23 protein-coding genes are annotated in these 21,704 nt (G+C 72.8%); 12 read left to right on the forward strand and 11 right to left on the reverse strand.

From position 1 onward, the window contains the following. Nucleotides 1-7: 7 nt before the first annotated feature. Entirely contained in the window at nucleotides 8-964 is a 957-nt protein-coding gene (locus GA0070607_RS27680) for a sugar phosphate isomerase/epimerase family protein (protein WP_089020812.1), read from the reverse strand. 662 nt (nucleotides 965-1,626) lie between these two features. Between GA0070607_RS27680 and GA0070607_RS27685 the strand changes: the two genes are divergently transcribed. Continuing rightward, nucleotides 1,627-2,889, forward strand: coding sequence for a L,D-transpeptidase (locus tag GA0070607_RS27685; protein WP_089020813.1), 1,263 nt, complete (start codon nucleotides 1,627-1,629; stop codon nucleotides 2,887-2,889). A 109-nt stretch (nucleotides 2,890-2,998) separates the two neighbouring features. Here the strand turns inward: GA0070607_RS27685 and GA0070607_RS27690 are convergent, their stop codons facing one another. After that, nucleotides 2,999-4,015, reverse strand: a complete 1,017-nt coding sequence (locus tag GA0070607_RS27690; protein ID WP_089020814.1) for an SMP-30/gluconolactonase/LRE family protein — start codon at nucleotides 4,013-4,015, stop codon at nucleotides 2,999-3,001. A gap of 263 nt (nucleotides 4,016-4,278) precedes the next feature. On the opposite strand from GA0070607_RS27690, the gene GA0070607_RS27695 reads away from it, so the two are divergent. After that, entirely contained in the window at nucleotides 4,279-4,665 is a 387-nt protein-coding gene (locus GA0070607_RS27695; protein WP_089020815.1) for an STAS domain-containing protein, read from the forward strand. 60 nt (nucleotides 4,666-4,725) lie between these two features. Here GA0070607_RS27695 and GA0070607_RS27700 read toward each other — a convergent pair whose 3' ends face one another. Then, nucleotides 4,726-5,118 (reverse strand): FKBP-type peptidyl-prolyl cis-trans isomerase, encoded by a 393-nt coding sequence (locus tag GA0070607_RS27700; protein WP_089020816.1) that lies wholly within the window; start codon nucleotides 5,116-5,118, stop codon nucleotides 4,726-4,728. Between the two features lie 212 nt (nucleotides 5,119-5,330). Beyond that, on the reverse strand, nucleotides 5,331-5,888 hold the full coding sequence (locus GA0070607_RS27705) for a DoxX family membrane protein (protein WP_089020817.1): 558 nt from the start codon (nucleotides 5,886-5,888) through the stop codon (nucleotides 5,331-5,333). Between the two features lie 255 nt (nucleotides 5,889-6,143). Here GA0070607_RS27705 and GA0070607_RS27710 point away from each other — a divergent pair, with 255 nt between their 5' ends. Together GA0070607_RS27710 and GA0070607_RS27715 are read left to right on the forward strand one after the other, a co-directional pair. After that, nucleotides 6,144-6,338 carry a BON domain-containing protein gene (locus GA0070607_RS27710; protein ID WP_089020818.1) on the forward strand — a complete coding sequence of 65 codons (195 nt, stop codon included), beginning with the start codon at nucleotides 6,144-6,146 and terminating at the stop codon, nucleotides 6,336-6,338. A gap of 137 nt (nucleotides 6,339-6,475) precedes the next feature. After that, entirely contained in the window at nucleotides 6,476-7,420 is a 945-nt protein-coding gene (locus tag GA0070607_RS27715) for a TerC/Alx family metal homeostasis membrane protein (RefSeq protein WP_089020819.1), read from the forward strand. 48 nt (nucleotides 7,421-7,468) lie between these two features. Here the strand turns inward: GA0070607_RS27715 and GA0070607_RS27720 are convergent, their stop codons facing one another. Genes GA0070607_RS27720 through GA0070607_RS27730 form a run of 3 tightly spaced genes read right to left on the reverse strand, consistent with a single transcriptional unit; the run spans nucleotide 7,469 to nucleotide 8,911 of the window. Beyond that, nucleotides 7,469-8,029, reverse strand: a complete 561-nt coding sequence (locus GA0070607_RS27720; RefSeq protein WP_089020820.1) for a hypothetical protein — start codon at nucleotides 8,027-8,029, stop codon at nucleotides 7,469-7,471. Then, nucleotides 8,026-8,550 carry a DUF6286 domain-containing protein gene (locus tag GA0070607_RS27725; protein WP_089020821.1) on the reverse strand — a complete coding sequence of 175 codons (525 nt, stop codon included), beginning with the start codon at nucleotides 8,548-8,550 and terminating at the stop codon, nucleotides 8,026-8,028. The genes GA0070607_RS27720 and GA0070607_RS27725 overlap by 4 nt, the downstream gene beginning before the upstream one ends. Nucleotide 8,551: 1 nt before the next feature. Next, entirely contained in the window at nucleotides 8,552-8,911 is a 360-nt protein-coding gene (locus GA0070607_RS27730; RefSeq protein ID WP_089020822.1) for an Asp23/Gls24 family envelope stress response protein, read from the reverse strand. Nucleotides 8,912-9,089: 178 nt separating this feature from the next. On the opposite strand from GA0070607_RS27730, the gene GA0070607_RS27735 reads away from it, so the two are divergent. The 3 genes from GA0070607_RS27735 (at nucleotide 9,090) to GA0070607_RS33085 (ending at nucleotide 12,513) form a co-directional block, all read left to right on the forward strand. After that, complete coding sequence (locus GA0070607_RS27735; RefSeq protein ID WP_172899116.1) at nucleotides 9,090-9,962, forward strand: phytanoyl-CoA dioxygenase family protein; 873 nt, start codon at nucleotides 9,090-9,092, stop codon at nucleotides 9,960-9,962. 108 nt (nucleotides 9,963-10,070) lie between these two features. Continuing rightward, nucleotides 10,071-10,943 carry a DUF2726 domain-containing protein gene (locus GA0070607_RS27740; protein WP_089020823.1) on the forward strand — a complete coding sequence of 291 codons (873 nt, stop codon included), beginning with the start codon at nucleotides 10,071-10,073 and terminating at the stop codon, nucleotides 10,941-10,943. 292 nt (nucleotides 10,944-11,235) lie between these two features. Then, nucleotides 11,236-12,513 carry a hypothetical protein gene (locus GA0070607_RS33085; RefSeq protein WP_089020824.1) on the forward strand — a complete coding sequence of 426 codons (1,278 nt, stop codon included), beginning with the start codon at nucleotides 11,236-11,238 and terminating at the stop codon, nucleotides 12,511-12,513. 192 nt (nucleotides 12,514-12,705) lie between these two features. Here the strand turns inward: GA0070607_RS33085 and GA0070607_RS27750 are convergent, their stop codons facing one another. After that, entirely contained in the window at nucleotides 12,706-13,053 is a 348-nt protein-coding gene (locus tag GA0070607_RS27750) for a histone-like nucleoid-structuring protein Lsr2 (RefSeq protein ID WP_074310340.1), read from the reverse strand. A gap of 152 nt (nucleotides 13,054-13,205) precedes the next feature. Beyond that, complete coding sequence (locus GA0070607_RS27755; protein WP_231930430.1) at nucleotides 13,206-13,814, reverse strand: response regulator; 609 nt, start codon at nucleotides 13,812-13,814, stop codon at nucleotides 13,206-13,208. Between the two features lie 98 nt (nucleotides 13,815-13,912). On the opposite strand from GA0070607_RS27755, the gene GA0070607_RS27760 reads away from it, so the two are divergent. The 5 genes from GA0070607_RS27760 to GA0070607_RS27780 all read left to right on the forward strand — a co-directional run bounded on the left by GA0070607_RS27760 (nucleotide 13,913) and on the right by GA0070607_RS27780 (nucleotide 18,818). Next, entirely contained in the window at nucleotides 13,913-14,644 is a 732-nt protein-coding gene (locus GA0070607_RS27760; RefSeq protein WP_089020826.1) for a sensor histidine kinase, read from the forward strand. An 83-nt stretch (nucleotides 14,645-14,727) separates the two neighbouring features. Further along, complete coding sequence (locus GA0070607_RS27765) at nucleotides 14,728-15,585, forward strand: manganese catalase family protein (protein ID WP_089020827.1); 858 nt, start codon at nucleotides 14,728-14,730, stop codon at nucleotides 15,583-15,585. A 43-nt stretch (nucleotides 15,586-15,628) separates the two neighbouring features. After that, entirely contained in the window at nucleotides 15,629-15,913 is a 285-nt protein-coding gene (locus GA0070607_RS27770) for a hypothetical protein (RefSeq protein WP_089020828.1), read from the forward strand. A gap of 38 nt (nucleotides 15,914-15,951) precedes the next feature. Beyond that, the gene (gene lon / locus GA0070607_RS27775) at nucleotides 15,952-18,282 is read left to right on the forward strand and encodes an endopeptidase La (protein ID WP_089020829.1); all 2,331 of its coding nucleotides are present in this window, start codon (nucleotides 15,952-15,954) and stop codon (nucleotides 18,280-18,282) included. Between the two features lie 131 nt (nucleotides 18,283-18,413). Then, complete coding sequence (locus GA0070607_RS27780; protein WP_089020830.1) at nucleotides 18,414-18,818, forward strand: DoxX family protein; 405 nt, start codon at nucleotides 18,414-18,416, stop codon at nucleotides 18,816-18,818. Between the two features lie 46 nt (nucleotides 18,819-18,864). Here GA0070607_RS27780 and GA0070607_RS27785 read toward each other — a convergent pair whose 3' ends face one another. Together GA0070607_RS27785 and GA0070607_RS27790 are read right to left on the reverse strand one after the other, a co-directional pair. Next, nucleotides 18,865-20,592: a DEAD/DEAH box helicase gene (locus tag GA0070607_RS27785; RefSeq protein WP_089020831.1), complete on the reverse strand. Its 1,728-nt coding sequence runs from the start codon at nucleotides 20,590-20,592 to the stop codon at nucleotides 18,865-18,867. A 96-nt stretch (nucleotides 20,593-20,688) separates the two neighbouring features. After that, nucleotides 20,689-21,666 (reverse strand): hypothetical protein, encoded by a 978-nt coding sequence (locus GA0070607_RS27790; protein ID WP_231930432.1) that lies wholly within the window; start codon nucleotides 21,664-21,666, stop codon nucleotides 20,689-20,691. Between the last annotated feature and the right edge of the window lie 38 nt (nucleotides 21,667-21,704).

Genomic DNA, 21,704 nt, shown 5'->3' on the forward strand with positions numbered 1-21,704 from the left:
GTGGTCGTCAGTACCGGAGTGAGGCGAGAAAGTCGAAGCCGACCCGGGCGGTGTCCAGGGCGTCGGCGGGAGCACGCGGCGGGGTGCCCGCGTCGTCGCGCTCCACGATGTACTCCTCGATGCCCGCCTCCCGCTCGTGGGCGAAGATCCGCCCGAAGTCGATGACGCCGTCGCCGAGGTCGGCGAAGCCACCCTCGACGTCGAGGTCCTTGACGTGCACCTGGCGGATCCGGCCGCGGTTGGCCCGGATCACGTCGACCGGGTCGTGGGCGCCCCGCCAGGCCCAGTAGAGGTCGAGTTCGAAGTGGACCAGTCGCGGGTCGGTCTGCCTGGTGAGGATGTCGAAGCCGGTCGAGGAGTCGGTCAGCGGCACGAACTCCAGTTGGTGGTTGTGGTAGCCGAAGTCCAGCCCGGCGCGCTCGGCGAGCCGACCGGCCTGGTTCAGGTCCCGGGCGAGGGCGCGGTAGACGGCGGGGTCCCGGATCGGGCGCCCCTGCGCGTCGCGACCGAAGTACGGGTGGACGATCTTCTTGCAGCCCAGCGTGTTCGCGTCGGCCAGGACGCGTTCCCAGGTGGCGGCGTCGAACGGCTGCGGGATGCCGGTGTGCCCGGAGGTGGACCGCAGCCCTGCCTCGTCCAGCGCGGCCCGGAACTGTGCCGCGGTACGCCCGACGAAGCCGGCGTGCTCCACCCGCCGGTAGCCGATCCGCCGCAGTGCGGCCAGGGTGCCGGGCAGGTCGGCGGCGAGCTGGTCGCGCACCGTGTAGAGCTGGATGCTGATCCGGTCCACCGGCACCCGGCGCCGACCGTGGGAATGTCCGGCCGGCGTGGCGGCGGCCGGGCCGGCGAGCAGGCCGGCGGTGCCGAGGGCGGCGGCGGAGACGGTCGCGGCGCGGAGCAGGCCGCGTCGGCTGACCGGCTCGGACGCCGGTGCCAACTCCGGTCCGTTGGTCTGTTGATCCATGGTGGTGGTCCCTTCCTGACGGCTGGCACGCCGTCGGCGGAGGTCGACCGGCTGCCGCCCTGCGGGCGCGCCGAACCGGCCGGATCGGGGATCCGGCGGGACGATGGCGGACGGCGCGCGGGTGCGGCCCGGACCTGTCGGGAGCGGAACACGGCGACCCGGCAGGGTGGCGGCGGCGATCGACGAATGGGCAACCTTCTATCTGAATCGCGACCTTACCCTTGCCTCCGGACGAAGGCAAAGCTTCGTCTCGATCAGCAGAAGTTTCGCTCCAGTCGACAAAAGTCCGTCCTGGTGATGCGCGACCTGCCCGGACCTCCTTTCGCGTGCGCCGACGCCACCCGGGCGCGGTCGAGCGACGTACGGCCCGCTCGTGGGATTCCTCCCCGTCCTACCCGGGACGAAAGCCGCAACGGTGGCAGAAAGTGCAAGCTCGCTGTGGTCGGGCTCGGACGGGACGCCCCGGGTCGGGTGGGGTCGGGCCGGGCGGAGTCGGTCGGTGTCGCTCAGGCTGGGCCGGTCATGCCTTTGTTTCGCCAATTGACTCAGCGCCGGAAAACGCGCCGATAAATGCGCCGCCGATTATTTCCGAATGGGATGGGCACGCCGACCGAGGCGGCGAGAATGTGGCAGAGGGAAGCCGAAAACGGGGGGACTGAAACATGACGTTGAGGCGGCGATTGACGCTGTTGGCGGTAACCATCGCAGCCGCACCACTGGTTGTGGGAGGGTGCACCGCGGACCGGGACGCTGCGTCGGACAAGCGGCACGCCGCTCCGCCGGAACTCACAGTGACGCCGGGGGACAAGGCCCGGGAGGTGCCGGTCAGCGCCGAGGTGGGCACCGTGGTCAAGGGCGGGCGGGTCACCGGTGTGCGGCTCACGGACGACAAGGGCAAGCAGATCGCGGCGGAGCCCCGCGAGGACGGCTCCGGCTGGGTGCCGAGCACGCCGTTGCAACCGAAGCGGACCTACACCGCCGAGGTGACCGCGACCGGCGACTCCGGCGCCACGACGACCCGCACCACCACGTTCACCACGATGGCCAAATCCACCAAACCGCAGATCACCAGCACGCTGTATTTCGTCGGCAACCGGACGTACGGCACGGCGATGCCGGTAACCGTGGCGTTCGACCCGGGAATTCCGAAAGAGGCCAGAGCGGACGTGCAGCGCCGGTTGTTCGTAAAGACCAATCCGCCGCAGCCCGGTGCCTGGTCATGGCTTGAGGACGGCACTCAGGTCTATTACCGGGCGCCCGATTTCTGGCGTCCGGGAACGACGATCAGCGTCCGGGCCGGTTTGGAGGGACTGCCCATCGGCAAGGACCGGGTCGGCGACGCCGAGCGGACCGCGACCTCGAAGATCGGAAAGCAGGTCGCGCTGGAGATCGACAACGACACCAAGCAGATGACCGTGCTGCGCGACGGCAAGCAGGTACGCCGAATCCCGGTCAGCCTGGGCAAGCCGAGCACACCCACCTCGAGCGGCAAGATGGTGATCATGGAGAAGCACGAGCGGACCACCTTCGACACCCGGGGTGAGCCGGACGGCGGCTACGTGGTCGACGTCGACGACGCCCAGCGACTCACCTGGGGTGGCGAGTTCATCCACTCGGCCCCCTGGTCCGAGGGCGACCAGGGCAGCACCAACGTCTCGCACGGGTGCACGAACGTCGCCGCCACCGCCGCGGACTGGTTGATGGGTGTGACCCAGGTCGGTGACCTGGTCACCGTGAAGGGCACCGAGGTGCAGTTGCAGGCCGGCAACGGCTGGACGGCCTGGAACGTGAGCTGGGACGAGTTCGTCCGGGGCAGCGCCCTGCCGGTGCCGTCCGGGCTGCGGCCGGCGCCGGTCGCCCCGGCGCACCCGGGGGCGGTGGCCGGAGGGTCACCCGCACCGGCGCCCTCGGTCAGCGGCCGCTGACACATCGCCTGACGGTCTCCGGGCCGGCCCGCCATTCCGGCGGGCCGGCCCGGACCCGGTGTGCACCCCCGGGGGATGCCCCGCAGGGGGACGATTGCGGCCCGGGCGCTCAGTCCAGCGGTACCCGTGCCACCCCGGACCCGATCAGGCTGCCCAGCCAGAGCTGGTCGCCGTGCTGGCGTACCCCGGTGATCATCCAGTAGTGCCCGGCCGGGCCGTGCAGCGTCCGGCGGACCGTGCCCTCGCCGTCGACCAGCGCGACCAGCCCGTAGCGGCGCGGCTGCGGCTGCATCGCGTCGGGCAGCAGGGCGGCGAGCTGGCGCAACCGCGGGTGCGGCAGCAGCCGCTCGGCGATCGGCACCCGCGGGCTGGGCAGCGCGATCCAGTACGTTCCGTCGCCCACCGCGGAGAGATTGTCCGGATAGGCGGGCAGGTCGGCGAGCACCCGCACACCGCCGCCCAGCTCGACGCGGAGCAACCGGTGGGTGGTGGTCTCGACAAGCATCAGCGCCGACTCGTCGGGGGTCAGCGCGATCCCGTTGGGGAAGTACAGCCCGTCGGCCACCACCTCGGTGCGCCCGCTGGCCGGGTGGTGCGCGAGCACCCGGCCGTTGGGGCGGTGCTCCAGCAGGTCCCGTTTCCAGTGCGAGACCGGGAACCGGTCGGAGGAGTCGGTGAAGAAGATGGTGCCGTCGCGGGCCACCGTCGCGTTGTTGGCCAGGTGCACCGGGGGGGCCGTGCCGGTCAGCTCGCGTACCGCTCCGTCGGGCGTGACCCGCAGCAAGCCCCGGTACGCGTCGCACACGATCAGCGCCGCACCGGACGGATCCAGCTCGATGCCGAGCGGCCGGCCGCCGGTCTCGGCCAGCAGGCGGGGTCGGGTGCCGGCCGGCGCGTCGGCCGGCCACCACCAGAGTCGACCGTCCTCGTCTCCACTGATCACCCGGCCGGTCGGGTCGACAAGCACGTCCTCCGGACCGACTGCGTCGTTGGGCAGTGGCAGCAGGTCGACCTGGTCGAGCCGGCGGTCGGTGGCTGCCCACGCCCCGGTGAGCGGGGGAGGGACGGTGGCCTGCTCGCGGACGGGCCGGATGAGCCGGGGCGGCCGGGGCCGGGGGATCAGCATCGGTCCATTCTCCACCGCCGATGCCGTCCGGGTCGGATCACCGCCGCGGCGCGGCGCGCGGGCGGGCGGACGGCGCCCGGCGGCCGGCGCGTGCCTCGAGCGGGCGGCGTCGGTGCTCTCCGTCGTGCCGGGCGCGGGCCCGGGGGCACCCTGGCCTCCACCGTAAGGGGGATCGGGGTGGCCTCGGGGTCTGACCCTGGACGTACCCGGAATCACTCCGTGGAGGGGCGAAACTGTCGGTGGTGGGGGCTAGATTTCTGGGCATGGGTGAGGGCAGCGACCGGTTCGACGTGCAGGTCAGCGTGGGTGATCAGGTGGTCCTGGTGCGGGTGACCGGCGAGGTCGACATCGCCACGGTGGCCGCGTTCCGCTCCGCGCTGTGGGCCGCACCGGCCCGCCCGGTGCTCCAGCTGGACCTGTCCGAGCTGCGACTGCTCTCCGCCGCCGGGGTGCGCGCGCTGCTCGCCGCGCATCTGCGGGTCCGGGCCCGTGGCGGCCAGCTGGTCCTGGTCGATCCGACCCCGGTGGTGGCCCGGGTGCTGCGCGCCACAGCCCTGCACCGGGTGATGCCGATCCTGGAGCCGGCCCGAGTGGTCGAGGCCGCGCGTCGCCCGGTGGTCGACGCCGCACACCTGATGCTGGCCGCCTGACCATCGCCCCGCGCCCAGCGGCGGGGCCGCCGGCCGAACCGGCGACCCCCGAAGGATCGATCAGCGCACGCCGAGCAGGTCCACGACGAAGACCAGGGTCTCGCCCGGCTTGATGACGCCGGCCGCGCCGCGGTCGCCGTACCCCAGGTGCGGCGGGATGGTGAGGCGGCGCCGGCCGCCGACGCGCATGCCGACAACGCCCTGGTCCCAGCCGGCGATGACCTGGCCGCCGCCGAGCGGGAATTCGAACGCCTCGCCCCGGTTCCAGGACGAGTCGAACTCGCCGCCGGTGGAGTGCGACACGCCGACGTAGTGCACGCTGGCCAGTTGGCCCGGCTGGGCCTGGGGGCCCTCGCCCACGGTGATGTCCTCGATCACGAGGTCGGCCGGCGGCGCACCCTCGATCGGACCCACCTCGGGCTTGCCCGATCGGGCGCCTGCTGCCTGGTTCATGCGGGGAACTCCTGCCATTTGGGTGATGTGTCCGGTCACCGTCGATCCTGCCGGATCGCACCCCACCGATGTGCGGCGGTCCCGCTACCGGCGTGGCGACACCTTGCCGGGTCCACGAGCCACCGGGGTGTTCATGGCGGGGACAGGCCGGACGCACGCCTCGGCGGACGTCACCGGTGGTGACGCCCGCCCGAGGGGTGGTGCGGTGTGGATCAGCGGAGCCAGCGCGTCCGCTGGACGATCGGCAGCCGTGCCCAGGCCCGGCCGAGGCCCCAGGTGTCGCCGGCGTTGACCAGCGCCAGCACCGCCAGCACCGCGGCGTAGATCAGGTGGTCGTCCATGAAGGGGTTGTTCTCCGGAGGCAGGACGGCGGTCCACATCAGCACCAGGAGCAGCCCCCCGGCAACAGCGGCGACCCGCATGCCGATGCCGAGCAGCAGGGCGACGCCGATCCCGGCGAGGCCGGCCATGAACAGCCAGTCCGCCCAGGCGGCCCCGGCGATCCCGGCGTAGACGTCCTTGAAGGGACCGGCGACCCCGAAGGTGAGGAACCCCTTGGTGGGGCTGCCACCGTTGATCCAGGCGTTCTTCGACTCGGTGGCCATCCCGAGGCCGAACAGCTTGTCGATGAACGCCCAGAGGAAGATCCAGCCGAGCGCCAGCCGGATGCCGGCCAGGATGTTCCGGACGGCCCTCTCGCGGGGGGTGCCCGCCGTCGGAGCGGTGGTCTCGGCGCTGATCCGCTCGATCGTCGCGGCCATGGTCTCCACGTCCCTTCTCTGCTTCGCACCGCGCTTCCCCGGTGGCATCTCCATTGGACGTCTGAGACGCCGTCGACGGCAGGGCCGACGGACCCGCAACCGCCCGGGACCTTGGACCCCCAAGGCCCGGCCCGGAGGCCCTGACCCCGACCGGTGTCCGGCCGGAACGTCCGAGATGGACGACGAGAGGGAGGCCATGATGAGGACCTGGCAGGTGGGTGAGGCGCTGGTGGCCGGCGATCTGACCGTGCCGGCGGTCACCACGTGTCCGCAGCCATCGTCGTCGAGGTCCGCAGCGGCGAGGTCACCCTGGCCGGCCGGCTGGACCGCCGCTCCGCCGTCGACCTCGCCGGTCGGCTCGCCGCCCGGGTGAGCGGCGTGGTTCAGGTGACCAACATGATCGGCTACGAGGCGGACGACACCGCCTTCGATCCGGCGCAGGTGACGCCGGTCGCCTGAGCACCACCGCAGGTCCGGCCGGCGCGCGACGACTTCGCCGGAGCGCCGCCGTCGGATCGGCCGCTCGCCTAGGCTCGGGGGCGGCCGTCCGGCGGGGTGGACGGGCGGTGCGCAGTGGTCGATGCGGGGGGCGCCGGGTGGCTGAGGCGACGGTCTCGGTGCCGCTGTGGGCCTGGGCGGCGGTCGGCGCGGTCATCGCCGTGATGCTCGTGGTCGACGTGCTCATGCACCGGGACAGCCACGTCATCGAGCTGCGGGAGGCGCTGGTCTGGAGCGGCGTCTGGATCGCCGCCGGTCTGCTGTTCGGGCTGGTCGTCTGGTTCGGCCTCGGTGGGGATTCGGCGATCGCGTACTACTCCGGCTACCTGCTGGAGAAGGCGCTCTCGGTGGACAACGTCTTCGTCTTCGCCCTGCTCTTCGGCTATTTCCGGGTGCCGCCGGGTTACCAGCACAAGGTGCTGTTCTGGGGTGTCGTGGGCGCGCTCGCGTTCCGGCTGCTGTTCATCTTCGCCGGCGCCGAACTGCTGGACCGGCTCGCCTGGGCCGGGTTCGTGCTGGGTGCCTTCCTGGTCTGGACCGGCTGGCGGCTGGCGGTGCGGGGGGAGCCGGATGTCGACCCGGAGCGAAACGCCGTGGTCCGGCTGTTCCGGCGGGTGGTCCCGACCGACGCCCGGTACCACGGCGACCGGTTCACCGCCCGCGTCGACGGCCGTCGCACGGCGACCGTGCTGCTGGTGACGCTCGTCGCCATCGAGGCCACCGACGTGGTCTTCGCCATCGACTCGGTGGCGGCGATCCTCGCGATCACCACCAACACCTTCCTGGTCTGGACGGCCACCGCGTTCGCCATGCTCGGGCTGCGCAGCCTCTACTTCTGCCTCGCCGGCCTGCTGCGCCATTTCGGTTACCTGCGCTACGGGCTGGCGCTCCTGCTCGCCTTCGCGGGGCTGAAGCTGATCCTGGCCGAGACACCGGTGGGCAAGCTGCCGGTCTGGTTGACCCTCACCGTGGTGGTCCTGACCCTTGCGGTCTCCATCGCGGCCAGCCTCATGGCCGCCCGGCGTGCCCGCGCCAACGGCTGAATCGTCAGCGGCCGACGCCGGCCGGGACAGCCGGTCGGCCAGCGCGGATCACGGTCGTCCGGGCTCGACGCGGGCGGTCACGTCGAGGTGCGCCGGCTGGCAGCCGGCGGTGGTCGCGAACCGGCGGACCGCGGCGTGGACGTGCTCGCGTACACCGGCGGTCGGGCTGTCGGCCGTCAGGTCCACCCGGATCCACACGTCGGGCCGTGGCGGCGCGCCGGTGAGCACCACCCGGGCGCGGCGTACTCCCGGGGCGCCGGTCAGGTCACGTTCCAGCGCGTGGACGAGGACGTCGGCGGCCAGTCGGGTGCGACCCGGGCGACGCCCGGGGTGACTGAGCGTGCCCCGCACCGCTGAGCCGGGTCGGCGCAGCTCCCAGGCCAGCAGCTGGTGACCCGTCAGGGCGAGCAGCGCCCCAGCGACGGCCGCGGCCAGGGTGGTCCACGGCGTGGCCAGCCGCCACCGGCTCAGCAGGCCGGCGCTGAGCAGTGCCGCACCTGGGTCGATGCCGGGCAGCACACCGAAGCTGGCCGCCAGCACCGCCGAGCCGCACACCACCAGCAGCAGCGCGACGATGGTCCACAGCAGTCGGTGTGCGGCGTCGGTCATACCGGCCGTCCGCGGGGGAGCAGCCGGACCTCGATCCGGCCGGCGCGTGGCGCGGCGAGGCGGTGCAGCTCCTGGTGCACCGCGAACTCCACCTCGGCACGGGCCGCCGGATCGCCGGTGGCGCGCACCCGGGGCCGCCACTCGGCGCCGCGCCGGCGGACCCGGACCCGGGCCCGGCGTACACCCGGCACGGTGCCCGCCGCGTCGGCCAGCCGGCGTTCCACACAGCGGCGGTGCAGATGCCAGCCGTCCCGCTCGTCGACGCGCAGCCGGACCGGGGCCCAGCGCCGCAGCTGGGCGGCCAGGACGGCGAGGCCGAGCAGCGCGGCCGCGCCAGCCACGACGCGGACCCCCGGGTCGCGCCAGCGGGTGCTGGTCAGCGTGTCGTACCAGCCGGTCCCCGCGAGCAGCGGCGCCGGGCGATCCACGGCCACCAGTAGTGCCTGCAGGGCCAGCAGCGCGCCGCCGGCCAGCAGCGCGGCGGCCAGCAGCATCGAGGCGACCCGGTTGGCGGTCCGCATGTCAGCCTCCGGCCGCCCGCCCGGTCCAGGGGACATCGACGCCGGGGACGAGCAGGTCGTCCACCGTGACGGTCACCGCCGCCACGGTGAGCCCGGTGTCGACCGCCACCCGGTCGGCGACCGCCACCCGGACCGCCTCGGCGACGGCGGGGACGCTGTGCCCGTACCAGGTGACCAGATGCAGGTCGAGGCTCACGGATCGCTCGTCCACGCGGACCGTGGCGGGGTGGGCGTCGGACACGCCCGGGACCCGGCCGGCGGCGTCGGCGGCGATCCGGGTGACGTCCGCCGGTTCGACGGCTCCCCGTTCGCGCCGGTCCGCGCCGCCACCGGCGAGGACGCCGAACTGCTGTCGCGACATGCTGACCTCCCGGCCGGTCCGCTACCGGCGACTCCGCTGGATACACCCTGCGGTGACCCTGGAACCCGGTTGTGTTGTGATACAGGTCACAGCAGCGGTCCGGGCGCTGGCGCCCTCCGGCGGCCCTTGGGACGCTTCTACAACGTTGTAACGCTCACTTCCGCTCCGAGGAGACCTCATGCGTGTTCCCCCGGCGCCGCCGGCGGCACCCGCCGCCCACCCTGCGCCCAACGGCGACGACGAGGTGCCGATCGAGGCACTCGGCGACCTCTACCGCGACGGCATCACCGCCTGCCGGGGCGCCTTCGACCCGGCCTGGGTCGAGCAGGTCGGCAACGATGTGGCCGTCGCGTTCGAAGAGGCGCGCTCCTGCCCGGACGGGGCGGTCGGTCGCGGCCCACAGCGCTGGTACGTGGAGATCCACCCGGAGCAGCTGCGCGGCTTCGTCGAGTTGGTGACCCACCCGTGGGTGGTGTCGGTCTGCCGGGCGGTGCTCGGCCCGGAGTACGAGATCGTCGAGCTGGGTTTCGACATCCCCTTCCCCGGGGCGGCGATGCAGCCCTGGCACCGGGATTTCCCCATGCCCGAGGACACCCGGCGGCAGCGGCGACTCACCTCGCTGGCGTTCAACCTGACCACCGTGGACACGGTGGAGGAGATGGGCCCGTTCGAGATCGCCCCCGGCACGCAGTGGGACGACGGCGTCGACTTCGACCACGGGATGTTCCCGCACCGTGAGCGCTACCCCCGCTACCAGCGGCGTGCCGTGCGCAAGTACCCGCAGCGCGGGGACATCTCGGCCCGGTCGGCGCTGACCATCCACCGCGGCACCCCGAACGTCTCCGGGTCGGCCCGCCCGGTGCTGGTGCTCGGCGTGGACGCCCCCGGCGCGGGCAACGCCGCACACCACGACATGGCCGTCACCCAGGGCTACTGGGAGCGCCTGCCCGCGTTGGTCCGGGAGCACCTGCCCTGCCCGGTGGTCGACCGGCTGGAGCCGATCCGGCAGAAGCACACCATCGAGGGTCTGGTGATGGGCGCCGCCGAGTAGCCGCCGGTCCGGCCGGCCGAGCGGACCCGGCCGCACCGCCGAGGCGCGCACCATGATCGACCGCCTAGACTCGGCCCGGCTCGACCGACCGGCGGATGGATCAGGCAGATGACGAGCACCGTCAGCGACGACCGTGGTTGGCTGCGGGCGTTGCCCGCCGACGGCGAGCGGGACACGCTGTTCACCCGCGCGGGTCACCGGGTGTACCCGGCGCGTCGGCTCAGCGAGCTGGTCCAGGGGCGTCCGCCCGGTGTCACCGGCAGCCAGTGGAGTTCGGCCAGCCGGGCCGGGTTCGACTTCGTGGTCTGCGCCGCCGACACCGGCCGGCCGGTCGTCGCCGTGGAGATCGGCCCGGTCGCGGCCGCCGGCTCCGCGGAGCAGCGGGCCGAGCGACTCAAGGACGCGGTGAGCGCGGCGGTCGGGCTTCCTGTGCTGCGGATCGGCTCGCCGACCCTGCGAGCGGCGGAGCACGGCCGGCGCCTGGTGGAGTACGTGATCGACGCCCGGAACTACGCGGCGGGTGGCGCCGGGGACGAGCCGCTCCCGGTGGGCTTCCGGGACATTCTCGGCCGGCTGCCGGACGGTCGGACCGGGCCGGTCAACGACCTTGGCGCGCTGGCCCGTGCGGCCGCGGTCGAGGCGTACGTCGCCCGGCGGCTGGCCGACCCGATCGTGCGGGGCCTGCACGTGCGCTGGGCGGACGGCCCGGCGCAGGGGTGGAGTTGGGTGCAGGTGCGCCCCGACGCGTGCCTGGTCGAGCGGGTTTCGGTGACCGAGCAGCGCTTCTCCTGCGGTATCAACGCGGCCCGGTTCGCCGAGGACCTCGCCACGGTCGCCGTGGGGGAACGACTGCGCGTCACCGGATCCGTCGCCCCGGACCTGCTGCCGCGCGCCGAGCTCACCGCGGAGATCGTCGCGCTGAGCCGGCGCCGGCACGAACTGGTGGGCGGTTTCGCGTTCGACCACCTCTGCGTCGACTGATCCGTTACCCGCTGCACCCGATCGACCCTCCCGGCGCGGCTCGCGCCAGATCCCGGCAATTTCCTGTGCGTCGGTTGAACCTTCCCGCTCGCCGTCCCGTACTCCTGCGCGAATGAAGAGGATCTCCCCATCCGCGTCGACGGGGCGCGGGAGACGGTGCGGAAAGGGCATCGTCGGCCATCGACACGTTACCGGGTAGGTCGCGGTGGTCGCCGCCGTGGCGTGCCATCTCACATCCGTCGGTCCGCCGAGGGCAGGAATCCACTACCGGATCGAGAAGGAGAGCAATTCGATGCGCAGGTCCACACGGGCGCGCCGGTCATCCGGCAACGCGCGGAGCAAGCGTCTGCTGGCCGTTGTCGGCACGCTCGTGGTCTTCGGCGGAGTAGTCGCCGTGACCCAGATTTCGTCGGCCCAGGACCGGCGGCCGAACAATCCCCGGCCGGCCTCTGGACAGTGTGTGCAGCCGAGCCCGGGCGCGACCGCGCCGAATGGCGGCGGCTCAACCACCCGGACGTGGCAGAACGGTCGCTGGGTGCGTAACCACTGGGGTGACGGGCAGCAGTCGGTGCCCGAGTGTGAGGACGGCAAGGACGGTACGGTCGGCAGCGGCTCGGCCGTCGCCTGCCCGGATGTGACGGCCAAGCTGCCGCAGGTGCCGGCCCGGGCCCGGGCCGAGGTGGACCGCAACCTCGCCCAGTTGCAGACCCAGATCGCCGAGGCCGACCGCCGCCTTGCCGCCGAGGGCAGCAAGGGCGAAGCCTTCATCCGCGACTCGATCCTGCAGCCGCTGGCCGCCAAGCGGCGCGCCGTGCTGAACCGGATCACGACAGCCATCGACCGGGTCGGGCCACGTCCGCAGGGTCTGGCGCAGCTCGCCGAGTGCCAGGTGCAGCCGACCGGGAACAGCGGTGGCGGCAACAGCGGTGGCGGTGACAACGGCGGTGGCAACACCGGCGGCGGTGACAACGGCGGTGGCAACACCGGTGGCGGCGACAACGGTGGCGGCAACGCTCCCGGCGCCGGTCTCGGCGTGCTGGCCAACAACTGCGACGAGAGTCAGCTCCAGCCGCACGACGGCTTCCAGAACGGCAACCGTTGCGTGAGCACCGAGTTCGGTGAGGTCGGCGCGGCCGCCAACAACCCCTCGCTGCTGATCACCCAGTTCCCCGAGCAGGTCGGTCAGAACCAGGCCTTCACCCTGCGGGTCAGCACCCGCAACCTGATCCGGGACCGCTTCCTGGCCGCAGGCCAGGGTGGGTACTACGTGGAGAGCTCGCTGCTCAACGACCAGGGCATCGTCCGCGGACACTTCCACACCGCCTGCCGGATGCTGGACAGCCTCACCACTCCGCCGGAGCCGCAGGAGGTGCCCGCGTTCTTCGTCGCCACCGAGGACGGGCGCGGTAGTGCCCAGCCGGACGAGGTGACCATCCAGATTCCGGGTCTGCCCGAGTCGGGCACCGCGCAGTGCGCGGTATGGGCCGGTGACGGCTCACACCGTCTGCCGATGATGGAGCGGGCCAACCAGACCCCGGCGTTCGACGCGGTGCGTATCGAGGTCAACTGAGTAGGAACAGATCGAGTGACCAACGGCGGCCGGTCACCGGGGCGGACAGCCCGGGTGACCGGCCGCCGCGTGTCGTCCCGGCGCACTGCCGGGGGCGGTGCCCCTCGAAGTGCGCCCTGGGCGGAGGACGGCCGGCGAAAATCCGACGGGGCCACGCCGTTTCCGGCGAGACCCCGTCCCCGTGTCGTGCGGTCAGCGGTTCTTGTACGCCTCGACGACCTCGACCGGGATCCGGCCCCGCTCGGAAATCTTGTAGCCGTTCTTGACGGCCCATTCCCGGATGGCCCGGTTCTGCTCCCGATCCATTCCGGCGCCGCTGGGTCGCCCCGGCCGCCGAACTGTGCGGGTGTTCTCCACCGGGCCCCGGCCGATCCGGCGGCCCGCATTGATGTACGGATCCAGCGCCTTGCGCAGGACGCCCGCATTCTCGTCCGAGACATCGATCGTGTAGGCCACGCCGTCAAGACTGAACTCGACGGTCCGGTCGGCCTTCCCACCGTCGAGGTCGTCGGTCAGCACCGTGATTACTTTTCTCGCCATTGCCGATTACTCCCTGTGTGTGGCGGGATGTGTCCAAAGTCTGACCTATCACCCCGGGAAACCGCAACAATATGCGTCCCATTCATTTCGGCGCGTCGCGATTTCCCGGTCACAAAACCGCGAACGGAAGCTGAATCGCGGAAGGGTCCGCCTCAATCGCCGAGCAGGCCGGCGTGCCCGGCGACCGCGGCGGCCTCCGCCCGGTTGGATACCCGCAGCTTGCGCAGCAGCGCGGCGGTCATCCGTTTCACCGTCCGCTCGGAGACGTGCAGCTCCTCGGCGATGTCGACGGTGTTGCGCCCGGCGGCGATCGCCCGCAGCAGCCGACGCTCCTCGTCGTCGAGGTCGACAGGTGCGGCGCGTGACGGGCGCAGAACGGCGCGCAGCAGTTCGGCCGGCAGCACCGCCCAGCCGTCGAGGATGGCGACCAGCGGCGGGAGCAGCTCCTCCGGCTCGCTGGTCTTCGGCAGGAATCCTTCGGCGCCGGCCCGCAGCGCCTCCAGCGCGGGCGCCGGGTCGGCGGAACCGGACATGGCGACCACTCGTACGCGTGGGGTCGTCCGCCGGATCGCGGCCACCGCCCGGATGCCGCCGGGTGGCGGCATGTGCAGATCGACCAGGGCCAGGTCGGGGTGGCAGCGGCTGACCAGGGCGGCTGCGGAGGCGGCGTCGCCGGTCGAGCCGACCACCTCGGCGCGGCCGTTGGTGGTCGCCGGGAGCAGCAACTCGAGGCCACGGACGAAGAGGGGGTGGTCGTCCACGACAGCGAGTTTGATGGTGGCGGCGTCCGGCATGTCTGCGCCGTTCCCCAGCGGGTACTGATCATGCCAGTACGCACCAGACGAGGGGAGTCGGGTGGATGCGCGCACGGAGCGGTTTGCACGGCCTGCTGCGAGGATTGCGCCGGACCGAGCCGGTACCCGGTGCGCCACGGCCCCCGGAGGCCGACTCCGAGTTGCTGCTGCGCGTGCTGTGCCACGAGTTCCGTACCCCGGTCAGCACCCTGACCTCGTTGACCCGCGCGCTCGCCGACGAGCGCCGGGAGCTGACCGGCGCCGACCGGCGGGCCATCACCGAGCTGGCCCGCGACCAGGCCGTCCACCTGCAGAGCCTGCTGCGCGGCGCGGCCGCCGGGACCGGGGCGCTGGCGTTGGCTCCCCAGCCGGAGCCGCTCGTGCCGCTGGCCGGGATCCTGCGCGAGGCCGCCGCGCTGGTGCCGGCGGACCGGCGGCGAGCCCGGGCCACCCGGCGCGCCGGCTCCTGTCCGGTGCCGTCCGGCCGGACCCGGCAGGTGCTGGTGAACCTGGTGGAGAACGCCTTGCGGCACGGGCCGGCGGAGGGCCAGGTCGGCATCCACGCCGAGCTGGGCCGCCGCGGGCTGAGCATCCTCGTCACCGACGAGGGTCGGGTGGACGACGCGCTGCTGGACGCGATGCGCCGCCCGGCGCCGGTGGCCGGGATGTCCGGCCTCGGTCTCTGGATCGTGCGGCAGTTGTTGGCGGCCGACGGGGGAGCGCTGCGGGTGCACCGGTTGCGGCCGCGTGGTGTGGCGCTGGAGGTGCTGCTGCCGGTGGTCCGCCCGGTGCGCTGACCCCGCCGGGACACGGGTTGGCCCGGCCGGGTCACCGGGGTGGGAATCTCCTCGCATCAGCTCCCGGCACCGAGGAGGACCCGATGTTCGGCCATGTCAAGGACCTGCAGTTCGAGGCCAAGCCGGACGGCCCGGACGCCGCGTTCGCCCGCCGGTTGCAGGAGATCCTGGGCGGCAAGTGGGGCGAGATGACCGTCGCCAACCAGTACCTCTACCAGGGCTGGAACTGCCGGCTGCCGGGCAAGTACAAGGACCTGCTGCTCGACGTCGGCACCGAGGAGATGGGCCACGTCGAGATGATCGCCACCATGATCACCCGCCTGTTGGAGAACGCGCCACTGTCACTGCAGGAAGCCGCCGACGACAACCCGATGGTCGCCGCGGTCTACGGCGGGTCGAACCCGGCGCACTTCATCCACGGCGGTGGCGGCGCCCTGCCCACCGACAGCAACGGCGTGCCCTGGAACGGCGCGTTCATCACCGCCAGCGGCAACCTGATGGCCGACTTCCAGCTCAACGTCACCGCCGAGGCGCAGGGCCGCCTGCAGGTGGCCCGGCTGTTCAACATGACCGACGACCCCGGGGTCAAACAGATGCTGCGCTTCCTGCTGGCCCGCGACACCATGCACCAGAACATGTGGATGGCCGCCATCGAGCAGCTCAAACAGGACGGCCTGGAGGAGATGCCGGTGCCGGACGCCTTCACCGACTCCAAGCAGTTCACCGACGAGTTCAGCTACACCTACCTGGACTTCTCTCCCGGCCAGGACGCCGCGCAGGGCCGCTGGGCCTCCGGGCCCAGCCCGGACGGCAAGGGCGAGTTCAGATACGACGGCAACCCCCGCGCACACGCCCCCGAGCCGGTGCTCGCACCCGGCGATCCCCGCCTGTACGGCACCAACCCGGATCCGGCGGGCGACCCGCACGAGGTCGCCCGCTGACGCCGACGAGCCCGCCGCCCGCCCGTACGCCGAAGGAGGAACGATGTCGTCAGTCGCCACACCCGACCGCGACGCCGGTGTGGTCCCCGTGGCCCGCACCCGGCTGAAGCTGGTGGTCTCGGCCGGGTCGACCGTGCTCGCCGCTGTCGCCGGGCTGCCCGGCCGGATCGTGGTCGCCCTGGCCGTGATCAGCCTGGCGATTCCGCTCGCGGTCGCGGTGGCCGGTGGCGGGCGGGTGGCGCGTGAGCTGCTGTTTCCGGTCCGTCGTCCGACGCGGGACAGTGGTCTGGGTCACAGCCCGGAACAAGGGGAACGCTTTGTTACTTGAGTGAGACACGCTCAAGTCAACGCGATAGCAGGTGTTCGATGGCAACTCTTCCGGTACTTCCCCTGACCGACACCGTGCTGCTGCCCGGCATGGTCATCCCGGTGACCCTCGACCCGACCACCCAGGCCGCGGTGGACGCGGCCCGCGCGACCGGTGACCGCAAGCTGCTGGCCGTGCCCCGGATCGACGGCGAGTACGGCCCGGTGGGCACCGTCGCCACCATCGAGAAGGTCGGCCGGCTGCCCGACGGCGAACCGGCCGCGGTCGTCCGCGGCCTGTCCCGGGCCCGGATCGGCTCCGGCGTGCCCGGCCCGGGCGCCGCGCTCTGGGTCGAGGCGACCGAACTACCCGAACCCGCCCCCGCCGGTCGGGCGCGTGAGCTCGCCCGCGAGTACCGCGCCCTGATGACGTCGGTGCTCCAGCAGCGTGGCGCGTGGCAGGTCATCGACGCGATCGAGCGGATGACCGACCTGTCCGAGCTGGCCGACTCGGCCGGCTACGTCTCCTGGCTGAGCCTCGAGCAGAAGACCGAGCTGCTCGCCGCGCCGGACGTCACCGCCCGGCTGGAGCTGCTGGTCGGCTGGGTGAAGGAACACCTGGCCGAGCAGGAGGTCACCGAGCAGATCAACACCGACGTCCGCGAGGGGCTGGAGAAGTCCCAGCGGGAGTTCCTGCTCCGCCAGCAGCTCGCCGCGATCCGCAAGGAGCTGGGTGAGGACGAGCCGGACGGCTCGGCCGACTACCGGTCCCGGGTCGAGGGCGCCGACCTGCCGGAGAAGGTCCGCGAGGCGGCCCTGCGCGAGGTCGGCAAGCTGGAGCGGGCCAGTGACGCCTCCCCGGAGGCCGGCTGGATCCGTACCTGGCTGGACACCGTGCTCGAGATGCCGTGGGGGACGCGTACGCAGGACAACACCGACCTGGCCGCGGCGCGGGCGGTGCTCGACGCCGACCACGCCGGCCTGGCCGACGTGAAGGACCGCATCCTGGAGTACCTCGCGGTGCGCAACCGCCGGGCCGAGCGCAACCTCGGCGTGGTCGGCGGTCGCGGCTCCGGTGCGGTGCTGGCCCTCGCCGGCCCTCCCGGGGTCGGCAAGACCAGCCTCGGCGAGTCGGTGGCCCGGGCGCTCGGCCGCAACTTCGTGCGGGTGTCGCTCGGCGGCGTCCGCGACGAGGCGGAGATCCGCGGTCACCGGCGCACCTACGTGGGCGCGCTGCCCGGCCGGATCGTCCGCGCGCTGCGTGAGGCCGGCTCGATGAACCCGGTCGTGCTCCTCGACGAGGTGGACAAGCTGGCCGCCGGCTACGCCGGCGACCCGGCCGCCGCCCTGCTGGAGGTCCTCGACCCGGCACAGAACCACACCTTCCGGGACCACTACCTGGAGGTCGACCTGGACCTGTCCGACGTGCTCTTCCTGGCCACCGCCAACGTGGTGGAGACCATTCCCGGCCCGCTGCTGGACCGGATGGAGCTGGTCACCCTGGACGGGTACACCGAGGACGAGAAGGTCGCCATCGCCCGGGACCACCTGCTGCCCCGGCAGCGGGAGCGGGCCGGGCTGACCGCGGACGAGGTGAGCATCGCCGACGAGGCTCTCGCGTTGATCGCGGGGGAGTACACCCGGGAGGCCGGAGTCCGGCAGCTCGAACGTGCCCTCGCCAAGATCCTGCGCAAGGTGGCCGTGGCGTTGGCGACCGACCCGGCGCCGGTACGCGTGGACACCGGCAACCTCGCCGGCTACCTGGGCCGGCCGAAGTTCACCCCGGAGTCGGCCGAGCGCACCGCGGTGCCGGGCGTGGCCACCGGCCTCGCCGTCACCGGCGCCGGCGGGGACGTGCTCTTCATCGAGGCGACCAGCATGGAAGGCGAGCCCGGTCTGACCCTGACCGGTCAGCTCGGTGACGTGATGAAGGAGTCGGCGCACATCGCCCTCTCCTACCTGCGCTCCAACGGGCGCCGGCTGGGCATCGACCCGAACGCCCTGGCGGGCCGCCGGATCCACCTGCACGTCCCGGCGGGTGCCGTGCCCAAGGACGGCCCCAGCGCCGGCATCACCATGGTGACCGCGTTGGCGTCGCTGGTCACCGGTCGACCGGTCCGCCCGGAGTTCGGGATGACCGGCGAGGTGACGCTCTCCGGTCGGGTGCTGCCGATCGGCGGGGTGAAGCAGAAGCTGCTCGCCGCGCACCGGGCCGGCCTCACCGAAGTGATCATCCCGGCGCGCAACGAGCCGGACCTGGACGACCTGCCGGCCGAGGTGCGTACGGCGCTGACCGTGCACACCCTCGCCGACGTGGCCGACGTGCTCGCCCTGGCGCTGCGCCCGGCCGACGTCAAGGCGCTGGACGGTCCGGCGCTCTTCGCGGCCTGAGGCACCACCACGATGACCCCCGCCGTCTCTCCGACGGCGGGGGTCATTGGTGTACGGGCAGAGGGCTACTGTCTCGCTTGAACCCTCAACTACCTCTCCGCCGTGCGGCGGTACCCCCGGAGGAACCCCCCGTGAACCTGGTGCTCTGGATCATCCAGATCCTGCTCGCCGTCGTCTTCGCCGGCGCCGGCACGGCCAAGCTGACCCAGCCGAAGAACAAGCTGCGCGATCTGATGCGCTGGGTGGACCCCGTCCCGCCGCACCAGGTCAAGGCGCTCGGCGCCGCCGAGTTGCTGGCCGCCATCGGGCTGGTGCTTCCGCCTCTCACCGGCATCGCCACCGTGCTCACCCCGCTCGCCGCGGTCGGCCTGGTCATCGTCATGATCGGCGGCATCCTGGTGCACCTGCGCGACATGAAGAGGCAGGACACCGACGACCAGCGCCGGACGGAGTTGCAGGGCGTCGTGACCTGCACGGTGCTGCTCGTCCTCGCCGCGGTCGTGGCGTGGGGCCGATTCGGCCCGTACTCCTTCTGATCCTCGCGCCGGCGACCGTCGTACCCGACGGTCGCCGGCGGTCCGTTCAGCGGTCGCCGCCGCGGTCCCGACGCACTGTGGCCTTGCGGCCCTTGATGGTGCTGGAGCGCAACCCGGAGATCACCTCGTCGGCCACGCCCTGCGGCACCTCCACCAGCGAGAACCGGTCGGCGATCTCGATGGAGCCGATGTCCCGGCCGCTGATCCCGGTCTCCCCGGTGATCGCGCCGACCAGGTCCTGCGGGCGCACCCCGGCGCGCCGGCCCAGGCCGACGAAGACCTGGACGGTGTTGCCACCCATTCGCGGCCGACCGCCACCGCGCCGATCGCCGCCCCGCCCACCGGCCTCCGGCCGGCCCTCGCGCGGGCCGCGTACCGGCACCTGCGGGATCTCCTCCTCGTCGTCCGAGCCCGGGGAGGTCACCTCATGTGCCAACTTCACCGCGGCTAGGGCCACCTCCATCAGGTCGAACTCGTCCGTCAGCGTCTCCACGATCACCCGGAACGGGTCGAGGTCGTCCTCCAGCAGGCTCTCCCGCAGCGCCGCCTGGGTCAGCTCCAACCGGCGGGTGCGCATGTCCGCCACCGTCGGGATCTTGTCGATGGTGATCCGCTGGCCGGTCACCCGCTCGATGGTCTTCAGCATCCGGTGCTCGCGCGGCTCGGCGAGGGTGATCGCCACGCCCTCCCGCCCGGCCCGGCCAACCCGGCCGATCCGGTGCACGTACGACTCCGGCGCCGACGGCACGTCGTAGTTGACCACGTGGGTCAGCTGCTCGACGTCCAGCCCGCGGGCCGCCACGTCGGTGGCGACCAGCAGGTCGGCGGTGCCGGCCCGCAACCGACCCATCACCCGGTCCCGCTGCTCCTGGCTCATCCCGCCGTGCAGCGCCTCGGAGCGGTAGCCCCGGCCGTTCATCGTCTCGGTCAGCCGGTCCACCTCCTCCCGGCTCCGGCAGAACACGATCGCCGCGGTGGGCGACTCCACGTCCAGCACCCGGCCCAGGGCGGCGGGCTTGTGCGCCCGGGTCACGATGTACGCGCTCTGCCGCACCCGGGGCGCCTCGCCGGCCACCTGCTGCTCCCGGCCGATCTCGATGCGTACCGGCTCACGCAGGTGCTGCCGGGCCATCCCGTCGATCCGGGACGGCATCGTGGCCGAGAAGAGCACGGTCTGGCGCTGCGCCGGCGCGTGCTCCAGGATCGCCTCGATGTCCTCGGCGAAGCCCATGTCGAGCATCTCGTCGGCCTCGTCGAGCACCACCGTGGCCAGCCCGCCCAGCCGCAGCGTGCCCCGGGCGATGTGATCGAGGGCCCGGCCCGGGGTGGCCACCACCACGTCCACCCCGCTGTCCAGGGCCCGCAGCTGCCGCCCGATCGGCTGCCCACCGTAGATCGGCAGCACCCGGGCGCCCAGGTCCTTGCCGTAGCGGTGGAACGCCTCGGACACCTGCACCGCCAGCTCCCGGGTCGGCACCAGCACCAACGCCACCGGGTCCCCGCCGTCGCGGTGAGCCGACATCCGGTGCAGCAGCGGCAGTGCGAACGCCGCCGTCTTGCCGGTGCCGGTGGCCGCCTGGCCCAGCAGGTCCCGACCGTCCAGCAGCGGTGGGATCGCCTCCCGCTGGATCGGGGTGGGCTCCTCGTAGCCGAGGGCGGCCAGCGCGCCCAGCAGTTCGGCGCGCAGCCCCAGCTCCGTGAAGGCGTTCGCCTCGTCGGTGCCGTCGGGGGTGGTGTCGGTCGGTGCGTCGTGCTGTGCAGGTGCGGAACTCATGCGCCAAGCCTTTCATCACGCCGCCGGACCCGCTGCGGCGACCGGCACAACGCGCCGCGGAAGCCGCCCGCCGTCCCGTGCCGGCGGGCGGTCCGCTCAGCCGTTGGTCAGGATCGCCAGGATCACGGCGACTCCCACAACCGCGTCGAGTACGCCGCACCACTCGGCGTAGCCGCGCGGCACCACCCGGCCGCTGCGGTGGTGGACCAGGTCCCAGCCGGCGTGCGCGAGCCAACCGAACGCCACCAGCCACGCGGCGGTCCGTCCGCCGGCCGTGACCGCGATCAGAGTCAGGGCGACCCAGCCGACCAGGCCGAGCAGTTGGGTGGTGAGCACGCCCGGTCCGCGTAGTGTGCCGCGGGCCAGGCCGATCACCAGGTACCCGCCGGGCAGCACCAGCATCGTCCACGGGCTGAGCACCTTCGGGTCGAACACCAGGTCCAGGCCCATCAGCAGCGCCAGCCCGGTCGGCCAGCGGTGGGCGAGCGCCACCACGGCCGGATGCCGGCGTACCGCCACCGGCGTCTCGTGCCGGTGCCGCACCGCGACCAGCACCATCGCCGGCACCATCAGCAGATGGCCGCCGAGCAGCATCGCGTCGGCGTCCAGCAGGCCGGCCCACATCGGCGCGAACAGCAGCAGGAACGGGACGTACATCGCGGCGGCCATCTCGCCGACCGCGAGCCAGCGATGCGCCCGGTAGCGCATCCAGACCGTCATGCCGATGGTCATGTCGGTGGCCATCACCAGGGCGGCCACCTCCGGCCGGCCCAGTGGGCCGGCGAGCCCCAGCGTGACGCCGGCCGCGTCCCACAACGGGCCGAGCAGCAGCATGCCGGCGACCATGGCGAGCGCCATCTCGGCGAGGTGCCGCAGCAGGTGCCGCGTGCCGCCGGCCGGCACGGTGGCGGGTGTCGTGCCCGGCGGCGCCGGCCGGTCGGTCGGCAGCGGACCGGTCGGCGGTACGGCGAGTGTGTCGGTGTGCGTCCATGTCTTCCCCATGCCGTCCAGCCTGGCGAAGTCACCGGCGCGTGGGCAGGCCCGGCCGTCACCGGAAATCCGTGCGGATCGCACGGCTCGACCGTGACATCCCGCAGGGGTGGGCCGGGCGC

It is taken from the genome of Micromonospora coriariae (assembly GCF_900091455.1).
GTDB classification, from domain to species: Bacteria; Actinomycetota; Actinomycetes; order Mycobacteriales; family Micromonosporaceae; genus Micromonospora; species Micromonospora coriariae.

Bases quoted from the DNA above. Each gene is read 5' to 3' on its own strand.
- lon (WP_089020829.1), top strand. From the start codon at position 15,952: ATGGCAACTCTTCCGGTACTTCCCCTGACCGACACCGTGCTGCTGCCC.
- GA0070607_RS27740 (WP_089020823.1), top strand. From the start codon at position 10,071: ATGACGAGCACCGTCAGCGACGACCGTGGTTGGCTGCGGGCGTTGCCC.
- GA0070607_RS27720 (WP_089020820.1), bottom strand. From the start codon at position 8,029: ATGACCGACGCCGCACACCGACTGCTGTGGACCATCGTCGCGCTGCTG.
- GA0070607_RS27770 (WP_089020828.1), top strand. From the start codon at position 15,629: ATGTCGTCAGTCGCCACACCCGACCGCGACGCCGGTGTGGTCCCCGTG.
- GA0070607_RS27680 (WP_089020812.1), bottom strand. From the start codon at position 964: ATGGATCAACAGACCAACGGACCGGAGTTGGCACCGGCGTCCGAGCCG.
- GA0070607_RS33085 (WP_089020824.1), top strand. From the start codon at position 11,236: ATGCGCAGGTCCACACGGGCGCGCCGGTCATCCGGCAACGCGCGGAGC.
- GA0070607_RS27690 (WP_089020814.1), bottom strand. From the start codon at position 4,015: ATGCTGATCCCCCGGCCCCGGCCGCCCCGGCTCATCCGGCCCGTCCGC.
- GA0070607_RS27765 (WP_089020827.1), top strand. From the start codon at position 14,728: ATGTTCGGCCATGTCAAGGACCTGCAGTTCGAGGCCAAGCCGGACGGC.
- GA0070607_RS27735 (WP_172899116.1), top strand. From the start codon at position 9,090: ATGCGTGTTCCCCCGGCGCCGCCGGCGGCACCCGCCGCCCACCCTGCG.
- GA0070607_RS27685 (WP_089020813.1), top strand. From the start codon at position 1,627: ATGACGTTGAGGCGGCGATTGACGCTGTTGGCGGTAACCATCGCAGCC.
- GA0070607_RS27725 (WP_089020821.1), bottom strand. From the start codon at position 8,550: ATGCGGACCGCCAACCGGGTCGCCTCGATGCTGCTGGCCGCCGCGCTG.
- GA0070607_RS27700 (WP_089020816.1), bottom strand. From the start codon at position 5,118: ATGAACCAGGCAGCAGGCGCCCGATCGGGCAAGCCCGAGGTGGGTCCG.
- GA0070607_RS27730 (WP_089020822.1), bottom strand. From the start codon at position 8,911: ATGTCGCGACAGCAGTTCGGCGTCCTCGCCGGTGGCGGCGCGGACCGG.
- GA0070607_RS27695 (WP_089020815.1), top strand. From the start codon at position 4,279: ATGGGTGAGGGCAGCGACCGGTTCGACGTGCAGGTCAGCGTGGGTGAT.
- GA0070607_RS27750 (WP_074310340.1), bottom strand. From the start codon at position 13,053: ATGGCGAGAAAAGTAATCACGGTGCTGACCGACGACCTCGACGGTGGG.
- GA0070607_RS27760 (WP_089020826.1), top strand. From the start codon at position 13,913: ATGCGCGCACGGAGCGGTTTGCACGGCCTGCTGCGAGGATTGCGCCGG.
- GA0070607_RS27785 (WP_089020831.1), bottom strand. From the start codon at position 20,592: ATGAGTTCCGCACCTGCACAGCACGACGCACCGACCGACACCACCCCC.